The organism is uncultured Agitococcus sp. (genome assembly GCF_937920075.1).
In the GTDB taxonomy this organism is placed as follows: Bacteria; Pseudomonadota; Gammaproteobacteria; order Pseudomonadales; family Moraxellaceae; genus Agitococcus.
The window spans coordinates 1-2,962 of the sequence record NZ_CALETI010000290.1 but is presented as its reverse complement, the minus strand read 5'-3'; the positions used below and the strand labels follow the sequence as shown (position 1 = coordinate 2,962).

Below are 2,962 nucleotides of genomic sequence, written 5' to 3'. Positions count from 1 at the left end.
ACAAATGGAAATTTTTATTCATGCCGCCAAAACACGTGGCGAAGCCTTAGACCACACCCTTATTTTTGGCCCACCCGGTTTGGGAAAAACCACCCTTGCCAATATTATTGCTCGTGAAATGGAAGGCGAACTCAAATCGACCAGTGGCCCTGTTTTAGAAAAGGCAGGTGATTTAGCCGCCCTACTGACGAACTTAGAAGAAGGCGATGTGTTATTTATTGATGAAATTCATCGTTTATCACCTGTTATTGAAGAAATCTTATATCCAGCCATGGAAGACTACCAACTGGATATTGTTATTGGTGAAGGGCCTGGTGCACGCTCAATCAAACTAGACTTACCCCCTTTTACTCTTGTTGCTGCCACTACTCGTGCAGGTTTGTTAACCTCTCCTCTGCGCGATCGTTTTGGCATTGTGCAACGTTTAGAGTTTTATAATGTTGCCGATTTAAGCACCATTGTCAGCCGTTCAGCACGATTATTAAATGTTCCTATGGAAGAAGCAGGCGCGGTTGAAATTGCGCGGCGTTCACGTGGCACACCACGTATCGCCAACCGCTTATTACGTCGTGTGCGTGATTATGCCGAAGTAAAAAGTAATGGCGTTGTTACAGGTGAAGTGGCGTGTGCTGCACTGAATATGCTTGATGTTGACCAACATGGTTTTGATAATTTAGACCGTCGTTATTTATTAGCCTTAATGGAAAAGTTTAATGGTGGGCCAGCAGGCGTTGAAGCCTTAGCCGCCTCCATTGCCGAAGACTCAGGCACACTTGAAGATGTGGTTGAACCCTATTTAATTCAACAAAATATGGTCATGCGTACTGCGCGTGGGCGTATTGCGACTGCTCAAGCCTATTTAAATTTTGGCATGACCATGCCTGATAGCTTAAAAACTTTAACAGGCCAAGCATAATGACCGTGTTTAGTTTAAATATTCGTGTTTATATCGAAGACACCGATGCGGCTGGCATTGTTTATTATGTTAATTATCTTAAATTTATGGAGCGCGCCCGCACCGAATATCTGCGCCATATTGGCTTTGGCCATTATTTATTAACAGAAGATTACCTTTTTGTTGTACGAAAAGCGCAGATTGACTACAAACAACCCGCTAAAATGGATGATGAATTGCGTGTCACGGCTCAAATTATTAAACAAGGCAAAGCCTCTTTGCTATTTGAGCAATATATCTATCGTCAAGATACCTTATTATCACGCGCTGAAATTGACATTGCTTGTGTGGCCAAACATAGCCTAAAACCCTGTGCTTTACCCACTCGTTTAACCGAATTATTGACTAAGTAAGCATTATGACCGAACAACTCTCTGTAATTGGCTTAATTAGCCATGCCAGCATTCCTGTACAATTAGTCATGTTGTCCTTAGTGGCTGCCTCTGTGTATTCATGGACATTAATTGCCAAATATCGCACTGTACATCGTCGTGCCGCTCAAGACCTTAAAAACTTTGAAGAAGAGTTTTGGTCAGGTGCAGACCTCAGTAGTTTATATCAGCGTAGTCAACACAATAACGACCGACAAGGCGCAGAAGCCTTATTTTATGCAGGTTTTAAAGAATTTATGCGCCTTAAACAAAAAGGCTCATCACATGACTTTATTATGGAAGGTGTGACTCGTGCCATGCGTATTACCCTATCTCAAGAGCAAACACGTCTTGAAGGTAAATTACCTGCTTTAGCCAGCATTGCCTCTACTGCTCCTTATGTCGGTTTGTTTGGTACAGTTTGGGGCATTATGACCTCGTTTATTGGCTTGGCTCAAGTTCAACAAGCCACCCTCGCCACTGTTGCACCAGGTATTGCTGAAGCATTGATTGCCACCGCCATTGGCTTGTTTGCCGCCATTCCTGCGGTATTAGCCTACAACCATTTTATGGCTAATAGTGATGTATTAAATAACAAATACAGTATGTTTGCTGATGAGTTCTTAGGCATTTTGCACCGTGAAGGCAGTTATTAAACATGGAACAAAGTCCATTTCAACGCCCTAAACGCCATTTATTAGCCGAAATGAACGTCGTGCCTTATATCGACGTGATGTTGGTGTTATTAGTCATTTTTATGATTACCGCGCCAATGCTCACGCAAGGTGTAAAAGTTGAGCTCCCCAAAGTGGCCAGCGAAACCATTCAAGTGAATAGTGAAGAACCTGTGGTGGTTAGCATTAAAGCGGACGGTAGTTATTGGCTAAAACAAGGCAAAGACGATAATCAAAGCATGGCCTTAGACGAGTTAACTAGCCACTTATTAACCGCTCAACAGCAACAACCCAACTTACAAGTATTAATTAATGGTGATACACAAGTGCCTTATGGTGAAGTGGTCAAATTGATGGCCGCTCTACAAAAAGCACAAATCATCCGTGTTGGCCTCCTCACTGAACCGCCACAAGATCAGTAACTTATGATTAGTCGTTATTTGCATAGCCCTTTTGTTCAATCACTGTTATTGCATGTGGCAATCATTGCTGCGCTGTGGATTTTTTCTGGCCATTTTGTGCCCGAGTTGCCACCGCCTACACCTGCTATTCAAGCGACATTGGTGACTAAAGAGAGTTTAGCACCGCCCCCCAGCATTGAGCAGCAACCCATAGAAGAAGCTACCCCTAGCGAAGAATTGCCTATTGAACCAAGTGAGCCAGTCATTGACGCTGCGGCGATTGCTGCTCAACAACTGCAAGCTGACAAAGAAGAAAAATTAGCCAAAGAAAAAGCTGATAAAGAAGCCAAAGCTAAAGAAGATAAACTCGCCAAAGAAAAAGCCGATAAAGAAGCTAAAGCCAAAGAAGATAAACTCGCCAAAGAAGATAAACTCGCCAAAGAAAAGGCTGATAAAGAAGCCAAAGCTAAAGAAGAGAAACTCGCCAAAGAAAAAGCTGATAAAGAAGCCAAAGCTAAAGAAGAAAAATTAGCCAAAGAAAAGGCTGATAAAGAAGCTAAA

Annotated in this window: 3 protein-coding genes and 2 pseudogenes; all 5 read left to right on the top strand. The window is 42.7% G+C overall.

The features are described 5' to 3' along the window. On the top strand, nt 1-916 hold a 916-nt coding region (gene ruvB, locus Q0212_RS10125; RefSeq protein WP_297925056.1), incomplete at its 5' end, for a Holliday junction branch migration DNA helicase RuvB. Further along, nucleotides 916-1,308: a tol-pal system-associated acyl-CoA thioesterase gene (gene ybgC / locus Q0212_RS10120; RefSeq protein WP_297925054.1), complete on the top strand. Its 393-nt coding sequence runs from the start codon at nt 916-918 to the stop codon at nt 1,306-1,308. The genes ruvB and ybgC, both read left to right, overlap by 1 nt. Nucleotides 1,309-1,313: 5 nt before the next feature. Beyond that, nucleotides 1,314-1,955 (top strand): annotated as a pseudogene (tolQ, locus tag Q0212_RS10115) (protein TolQ); the annotation flags it as partial. Nucleotides 1,956-1,984: 29 nt separating this feature from the next. Further along, on the top strand, nt 1,985-2,422 hold the full coding sequence (tolR, locus tag Q0212_RS10110; RefSeq protein ID WP_297925049.1) for a protein TolR: 438 nt from the start codon (nt 1,985-1,987) through the stop codon (nt 2,420-2,422). 3 nt (nt 2,423-2,425) lie between these two features. Further along, nucleotides 2,426-2,962 (top strand): annotated as a pseudogene (locus tag Q0212_RS10105) (hypothetical protein); the annotation flags it as partial.

Excerpts from the sequence above, each read along its gene's own strand:
- tolR (WP_297925049.1), top strand. The coding sequence starts at position 1,985 with ATGGAACAAAGTCCATTTCAACGCCCTAAACGCCATTTATTAGCCGAA.
- ybgC (WP_297925054.1), top strand. The coding sequence starts at position 916 with ATGACCGTGTTTAGTTTAAATATTCGTGTTTATATCGAAGACACCGAT.